Below are 7,067 nucleotides of genomic sequence, written 5' to 3' on the forward strand. Positions count from 1 at the left end.
GGCGTACCGGGCGTGCCGGTGGGCGTGCCGGTGGACCCCGGTCCACCCGGCGTGCCGCTGCCCTTGCAGTCGGTCCAGAAGACCTTGTGCTTGGCCTTGCCGTGCTCCCCGTCGAAGTTCCAGATGAGCTTGTAGTGGCCGTCGGGCAGGCTCAGGTCTTCGGTGCGTCCATGTCCCTTGCCGTCGAGGGCGATCGCTCCGGTCTTCGCCTCCTGGTTCTTGCCGGTGGGAGGAATCTCGACGATCTTCCAGTCGGCCTGCTGCAGACCGTCGAAGGAGAACGCGTCGAGGTAGAACGTGCAGACGTGCGGCTCGTTCTTGACAAGATCCTCGCCGGTCTTGGTGTCGTGGACCTTGATGGTGCCGTTGTCGCCGGGGGGCGCGGCGAAGGCGACCGGGGTGAGCAGCAGGGAAGCTGCAGCAGCCGCGGTCGCCGCGCTGGCCAGGTGAAGGGTGCGCATGGGCATACCAGCCTGAACGTGGGGTGGAGCGGGGGGAGGTGGCCAGAATGGTGGCATTCGATCGGTGCGTCAAGGATGATGTCGTCACCTATATGCGGCTACATCCCCTGTGTCCCCATCGTCCATGGTAACGATCCAGCCATAGCGGAATGCTGTGGTCCGGACCATTCGGTGGCCTGCCTTCTGCCTGGCAGGCATTACTCGCGGAGTGGGCCGTCGATGGCGAGTGCGTGGCGCGAGACGTAGGCGGCCGGCAGCCGTAGGCGCGGTCGACCTCGGAGGGTGGCCCGCAGTGCACGATCACAGCGAGCTCCGCAGGCACGCTCGCCTGGTGTGCGCCGCGACCGCACTGGCAGCGACGGGGGGCGGAAGTCCGCAACCCTGCTCTCCGCCTACCGCTGCGCTCGCTCACCAGCAGCCCGAAGTACGCGGTTCGGTGATTTCCGCGGCCCGACTGGAGAAGGCAGATATCAGTACCACCCAGGTCCACTACGGCCTGCAGGCCCATCGGATCGTGTACCGCACCACCGACGTCCAAGGCCGGCCCCACCACAGCTGGCGAGCTGGTAACGATGCCGAAGAACAACGAACACGCCCTTCGGGTCGCTCGGGCAGGTAGAGCCGGCGGTCGATCAGCTTCCCTCCCTGCTCGGAGGCGTAGGCGAGACTCCGACCTGGGTATTCTTGATGATTCCCGCTGTGCCGGTGTACTGCCGCTGGACGCCCGCCGGGCGGTCGCCCTCTTGATGGGGCGGCTCGACCTGTTCCCGGCCTTGACCGTTCGTGGCGCCGGCCCCGGAGGAGACTGACGGGGCCGGCCACGATGCGGTTGTCAGGCCGGGATGACTGTCTGGTTCTCGTCCGGCACCTTCGCCGCCCGGCGCCATGGGACGGCGCGGCGGCTCAGCATCCGGTCCAGGGCCAGCGCGCCGGGACCCGCGAAGACGATCAGCAGGAGTGCCCAGCAGAAGAACACCGCTGCCTCGCCGCCGTTCTGGATCGGCAGCAGCGCGTGCTTCTGGTGCACGTCGAAGTACGCGAACGCCATCGACCCCGAGCCGATCAGCGCGGCCGGCCGGGTGGCGAGCCCAAGCAGCACCAGGACACCGCCGACCAGCTGGATCAAGGCCGCGTACCAGCCCGGCCACGCGCCCGCCGACACCTCGGGCCTTCCCAGTACCCCGAACAGTGAAGCCACCCCGTGGCAGGTGAAGAGCAGTCCGACGACGATACGGAACAGGCTGAGCGCATATGGCTGCGCCCGGTCCAGGCGTGCGGTCACCACGAGGCTCTGTCCTCTCCGCGCGGTTGCGCGCGCATCAGTTGTGGCCGCCCAACGCGTACAGCGAGTACCCGTAGCGCGAGGCGCGCGCCGACGTGCAGCCTGTCGCGTGCGCGGCCGGCGCCTGGGCGACGGCCAGGCGGTCGACAGCCGGCGCGGTCGCCGCGAGCGGGGGCGTTGGTGCACTGCGCCGTCCTGCGGACCGGCTGTGTGGGCAGGACGGTGCCTGCCAGGGCTGGGGCGGCTGCGAGGGCTCCGAGAGCGGCGCGCCGGGAGAAACCGGAGGTGGGGGGAGGGGGTGTTGCGGGGGAGTTCATAGATCACCTGTGGGTGGGGGACAGGTCTGGATTTTGGAGAGCGCTCTCCCGCGAGGCGGCAGTGAACTCGGTCCGCGGGAGGGCGCGACCTCCGGGCTTACGGGAGCTGGTAGTTCTGGTTGAGCACCGCGCCCTTGCCGGGCTGCGACTGGTCGTAACCACGCGAGTCGCACTGGAGACCACCGTTGACGCAGTGCGTGACCATCGCGGCCAGCGTCCGAGCGTCCCAGGCGTTGAAGAAGTCGTAGTGGAAGGAGTAGCCGGCGCCACTGGACAGGTGTATCTGCGACATATCACCGTTGACCGGCCAGGCCATCTTGAACTCGATCATCGGCAGGGCGACCGGGTGGTCGGCCGGGCAGACATTCTGGTTGTTGCCCGACGCGACGGTGTACGCCATGTGGCTCTTGTGGTCCGGCGTGTCCAGGTGGATGCCGTCCCAGCAGCTCGGAGACTGCAGGCGGATGTTGAGCTGGGTGTCAGGGGTGTTCGGGCAGGTCGCCGGGAAGTTCCAGTTGTGGTAACTCGTCCCGCACTCCCAGCCCTCGACCGTGCCCTTGAGGTGCTGGAACTCGTCCTGGGTCTGCATCGGACTGCCGACCACGAAGCGCAGACCCTTGGGGAAGGGCCGCACGCTGGTGTAGTCGTTGATGGCCGACTTGTAGTAGATCGTCTGCGTGCCGATCGGCAGGATCTTCTGGGTGCCCTTGAACAGACTGGGCATCCAGTAGGCGGACTTGTCGCCCACCGCGAGGCACGCGGTGTTCCCGGACTCCAGCGAGGCCGTGGTGGAGTTCGCGTTCGTGCCGGTGTTGCCCATGAACGTGTGGTCGTGCGAGGCGCCGGGCTGGCCCGGGTAGACGATCGGGTCGTCCGGTGCGGTCTTCGTGGGGGCGCACTGGGCCTGGAACTCGTGGAAGTACGCGTGCGGCGGGTCGTACGTGGACGGGGTCACGCCCGTGACCGGCGGGTTCGCCATGATGTAGCCGTCGCCGTCCGCATCGTCGCCCGACGCCTGGTTCGACATCGCCATGCCCGGCATGCCGGGCATCGAGTAGCCGGCCTTTGCCGCGTGGGGCGCGGCCGCGTCGTGTGCCGGGGACGCTGACGCGCTTCCGGTGGTCATCGCGACGCCGCCGATGCCGAGCCCGGTTGCCGCAAGGGACAGGGCGATGAGCAGCCCTGGGATCGTTCGGGTCCTCCGTCGTGCCATGGAGACCTCCTGCTTGGTGTTGCTACATGTGGGGCCTGACGGGCTGGCGAGGCGGGCGCCACGACAGCCCGTTGAGCGGGAGAGCGCTCTCCCTGTTGCGGAGTGTTCCGCTCCCAACAAGAGCATGTCAACAGCTTGTTACCGCCTGATGCTTGGTGCGGCAATCGGCAAGTGCGGCAAAACACCGTGTGGCCTGGGGGGACACATGGACCCGATGCGCGTCAAACAAGTGGCTGATCCGGCAGGTCGATGGCAACAGCTTCCGGCAGGGTTCCGTATCGGCCGTTCCTGGCACGCGGAACGGACAGCGCCCCGACAGTCAGGGCGAATTCGAGCCTGGCCGAAAGGTCGACCGCCCCGCGGTCCGCGCGCGCTAGGTAGAGGCGCTCCGGGGTCTCCGTGGGTGCTTCCGCACGCGAGTTGGGTCCCTTTGATCGACGCAGCCCAACCTCGTTGCCGGACACTGCCGGATGTCGTCGCCCCCACTCCAGGCCCCGTCCCAGGTTCGAGCACAAATCAAGCCGCGCCGGACGCGACAGGTGTCTTGACCCCGAGTGCGGAGGAAGGCATGGTTCCGGAGAGCGCTCTCCCAATGGGCGCTCCGCGCGTCTGATTTCGAGGAGCCTCTCCATGCCTGATGGCGAAATGCCGGTGGCGTTGCCATGAGAATCAGCACCTGTTCGGGCGCAGGCACTGGCCTGATCGGCGCTGCCGTGCGTCGTGCAGTCGTCGCGCCGGTGGACGGCGATGTCCCCCGACCTCGCGCCCACCCGGGCCGCGCAGGCCGGGGACCCCGCGCTGCTCCTGCCGGACAGGAACGTGACCGCAGTCAGTGCCGCGAACAGCGGCCCTCCAGCTTCTGCGGCGGTCGACAGCAACACCGGTACCACTGGTCCGATGCGCGCACGTCATCCACCCCCTCGGCGCACCGACCTCGGCGTGTCGACCGTCTCATCCCACGTCAGCCCGTACCCCGGCCCGGATGTCCTCGGGCTCGCAATGGCCCGTCGGCATGACGAGGTCCGCCCCTTTCCCCCCTTCGGGCCGGGAGTCAACTCCCTGCCGCATCCCGGCCCGGAGGGGCCGCAACGCCGCACGTCGACGCCGTAGGTGCCGAGAGTCGTACGGCCGAGCATCGCGCACGCCGGTAGGCCGTCGAGGCCGGCCGCGCCCATCCCCCTCTGCCGGGCCGAACCCTTACGGTCGTGCGCCCGCACGGCCCGGTGCACCCTTCCGCAAGGAGCCGACATGTTGAGATCCCCTTCCCTGGCAGCACGCCGGGGCCCCACTCGCGCTGCACTCCCTGCCTTCGTTGCGCTCACGGCCTTGCTCGCCACGACCCTCGGCGCCGCCGCCGTGGCTCCCGTGGCCCAGGCCGCTGACGCGAGCGTGAACGCCGGCGCTGCGGCAGCTGCCGAGGTCCTGCTCTCGCAGGGCAAGCCCGCCACCGCCTCCTCGCAGGAGGGCGACGGTCTCGCTGCCTCGGCCGCGGTTGACGGCAACGCCGGCACCCGCTGGGCCAGTCAGTGGCGCGAGGGCGAATGGCTCCAGGTCGACCTCGGCGCCTCCCACGACCTCAGTCGCGTCGTCCTGAACTGGGAGTCGGCGTACGGCAAGAGCTACGACATCCAGGTCTCCGACACCGGCAGCGGTGGTTGGCGCACGATCAAGAGCGTCACAGGCGGTGACGGCGGCACCGATGACATCGCCGTCTCCGGCACCGGCCGGTACGTGCGGATGCAGGGGGTCACCCGGGCCGGCGGGTACGGGTACTCGCTGTGGGAGTTCCAGGTGTACGGCTCTGACGGCGGCAGCACGCCGCCCAGCGGCGGCACCGGCGCCGTGAAGGTGGAGGGCTCGCAGGGCAACTGGCGGCTCACAGCGGGCGGCCAGCCCTACGTCGTCAAGGGCCTGACCTGGGGCCCCTCGGTCGCAGACGCATCCAAGTACATGCCGGACGTGAAGTCCATGGGCGTCAACACCATCCGTACCTGGGGCACGGACGGCTCCACCAAGCCCCTCCTGGACTCGGCCGCGGCCAACGGCATCCGGGTGATCAACGGGTTCTGGCTGCAGCCCGGCGGCGGCCCGGGAGCCGGCGGCTGTGTCAACTATGTGACGGACGCGGCGTACAAGAGCAGCTCGCTGACCGAGTTCGCCAAATGGGTCGATACGTACAAGAGCCACCCGGCGACACTCATGTGGAACGTCGGCAACGAGTCGGTGCTCGGGCTCCAGAACTGCTACAGCGGCACGGAGCTGGAGGCGCAGCGCAACGCGTACACCTCCTTCGTCAACGACGTGGCCAAGAAGATCCACAGCATCGATCCCGACCACCCCGTCACCTCCACCGACGCCTGGACCGGCGCCTGGCCCTACTACAAGCGCAACGCCCCGGACCTCGACCTGTACGCGATGAACTCGTACAACAACGTCTGCAAGATCCGTCAGGACTGGATCGACGGCGGCTACAACAAGCCGTACATCGTCACCGAGACGGGCCCGGCCGGCGAGTGGGAGGTGCCGAACGACGTCAACGGCATTCCCGACGAGCCGACCGACGTGCAGAAGGCCGACGGCTACACCAAAGCCTGGAACTGCGTCACCGGCCACCAGGGCGTCGCCCTCGGCGCCACCCTCTTCCACTACGGCACCGAGCACGACTTCGGCGGCATCTGGTTCAACCTGATCCCCGACGGCCTCAAGCGCCTCTCCTACTACGCGGTGAAGAAGGCGTACACCGGCTCCACCGCCGGCAACAACACACCGCCGGTGATCAGCAACATGAGTGTCACCCCCACGAGTTCGGCCGGAGCCGGCAAGGAGTTCACCGTCCGCGCCGAAATCCGCGACCCCGACGGGGACGCGATCACCAACAAGATCTTCCTTTCCGGGAACTACGCCAACGGTGACAAGCGGCTCGTCGAGGCGACGTGGCGCTCCACCGGCAACGGCACCTTCGCGGTCACCGCGCCCCAGAAGCTCGGCGTGTGGAAGGTCTACATCCAGTCCGAGGACGGGCACGGCAACGCCGGCATCGAGACCAAGTCGGTCAAGGTCGTCGCCCCGCCGGTCGACGGCACCAACCTGGCGCTCAACCGCCCCGCCACCGCCTCCTCCTTCCAGGCCTCCTACGGTGACTGCCCCTGCGCCCCGGCCTTGGCGGTCGACGGCAAGGACGCCACCCGCTGGGCCAGTGACTGGAGCGACCCGCAGTGGATCCAGGTCGACCTGGGTTCCGCCAAGCCGCTGCGTACCCTGCAACTGGTGTGGGACCCGGCCTTCGCGAAGTCCTACGAGGTCCAGGTCTCCGACGACGGCGCCACCTGGCGCTCGGTGTATTCCACCACCGCCGGTGACGGCGATGTCGACACCATCGCGGTCAACACCACCGCCCGCCACGTACGTCTCCAGCTCACCGCGCGCGGCACCGCCTGGGGTTACTCCCTCCACGAGATAGGCATCTACAGCTGAGCCCCGCCGGCGTACGGCGGGCGAGCACCCGCCGTACGCCGGCGCAGGGAACACGGCAGCTGTTCCAAGTGCCGTGAACCTCGCGATCGTGCGGCCCCACTGCTGGAGATCACCACGCCGGCCGGCACGAGGACGAGGGTGAACGAGCAGTAGCCGATACCCCGTGTCGTGATAGGAAGTCAGGCGTTGTGAAGTTGGCTGGCCTGGTTCTGCAAAGCGGTCACCATCACCTGCGCCTGGGCAGAAGGGCGTGGTGGGGTGAGGGCGACGGTCGCGCGACCGGCCTGGTGGCTGTCGGTGACGGCCACGGCTCGTACGCC

The 7,067-nt window shown here is 68.6% G+C and carries 3 protein-coding genes and 2 pseudogenes; 1 reads left to right on the forward strand and 4 read right to left on the reverse strand.

Annotated elements, in window-relative coordinates; translation table 11 throughout:
• The 4 genes and pseudogenes from O3X23_RS43415 to O3X23_RS43425 all read right to left on the reverse strand — a co-directional run.
• A pseudogene (locus tag O3X23_RS43415) lies at nucleotides 1-461 on the reverse strand (hypothetical protein); the annotation flags it as partial.
• A 606-nt stretch (nucleotides 462-1,067) separates the two neighbouring features.
• Nucleotides 1,068-1,207 (reverse strand): annotated as a pseudogene (locus O3X23_RS44420) (IS701 family transposase); the annotation flags it as partial.
• 86 nt (nucleotides 1,208-1,293) lie between these two features.
• Nucleotides 1,294-1,743 (reverse strand): DoxX family protein, encoded by a 450-nt coding sequence (locus O3X23_RS43420; RefSeq protein WP_269280794.1) that lies wholly within the window; start codon nucleotides 1,741-1,743, stop codon nucleotides 1,294-1,296.
• 414 nt (nucleotides 1,744-2,157) lie between these two features.
• On the reverse strand, nucleotides 2,158-3,273 hold the full coding sequence (locus O3X23_RS43425; protein WP_269280787.1) for a DUF1996 domain-containing protein: 1,116 nt from the start codon (nucleotides 3,271-3,273) through the stop codon (nucleotides 2,158-2,160).
• A 1,248-nt stretch (nucleotides 3,274-4,521) separates the two neighbouring features.
• Here O3X23_RS43425 and O3X23_RS43430 point away from each other — a divergent pair.
• Nucleotides 4,522-6,747 carry a discoidin domain-containing protein gene (locus O3X23_RS43430; RefSeq protein ID WP_269280790.1) on the forward strand — a complete coding sequence of 742 codons (2,226 nt, stop codon included), beginning with the start codon at nucleotides 4,522-4,524 and terminating at the stop codon, nucleotides 6,745-6,747.
• The last annotated feature ends 320 nt before the right edge of the window (nucleotides 6,748-7,067 follow it).

The organism is Streptomyces sp. H39-S7, assembly GCF_027158205.1.
Lineage (GTDB): Bacteria > Actinomycetota > Actinomycetes > Streptomycetales > Streptomycetaceae > Actinacidiphila.